We start from the raw sequence: 660 nt of genomic DNA, 5'->3' as shown, positions 1-660 counted from the left end.
CGGCCGAAGGTGGGATTAGTGATTGGGGTGAAGTCGTAACAAGGTAGCCGTAGGAGAACCTGCGGCTGGATCACCTCCTTTCTAAGGAGAATAGAAAGAAGAAAATTCTTTCTAAAGGCTGAATTCTCTGTTTAATTTTGAGAGACCAATATCTCTTATATAACTAAAATAAGTTAAGATAAATAAATCTTAACTATTAATTATGGAATATAACTTAAATATGGGGGTATAGCTCAGTTGGGAGAGCACCTGCCTTGCAAGCAGGGGGTCAGGAGTTCGAATCTCCTTATCTCCACCATTTAAGGGTCTATAGCTCAGCTGGTTAGAGCGCACGCCTGATAAGCGTGAGGTCGATGGTTCGAGTCCATTTAGACCCACCATGTTCTTTGAAAATTGCACAGTGAATAAGTAAAGCTAAAGGTATAAAATCCTTTGTAATTAAAATGAAACTCACTCAGCAAAGCTGAGGAGTATAGAATTCTAATAAATCTTAGATTTAAAGAATTCTTAATAGGTCAAGCTACAAAGGGCGCATGGTGAATGCCTTGGCACTAGGAGCCGAAGAAGGACGCGATAAGCTGCGATAAGCCTTGGGTAGCCGCAAATAGGCTGAGATCCAGGGATTTCCGAATGAGGAAACTCACATGGGTAACCCCATGT

2 tRNA genes and 2 rRNA genes are annotated in these 660 nt (G+C 41.5%); all 4 read left to right on the top strand.

Annotated features, from left to right (window positions below):
• Positions 1-81: ribosomal RNA gene (locus tag ACYUDJ_RS21345) — 16S ribosomal RNA — on the top strand; the annotation flags it as partial.
• Between the two features lie 141 nt (positions 82-222).
• Positions 223-298 (top strand) — tRNA-Ala (locus tag ACYUDJ_RS21340).
• Positions 299-303: 5 nt separating this feature from the next.
• Positions 304-380: transfer RNA gene (locus ACYUDJ_RS21335), tRNA-Ile, on the top strand.
• A 133-nt stretch (positions 381-513) separates the two neighbouring features.
• Positions 514-660: ribosomal RNA gene (locus tag ACYUDJ_RS21330) — 23S ribosomal RNA — on the top strand; the annotation flags it as partial.

This window comes from Clostridium sp. CTA-6, from assembly GCF_054768115.1.
Note: the sequence above shows the minus strand (reverse complement) of the source record. Positions and strands in the feature narration are given on the sequence as shown.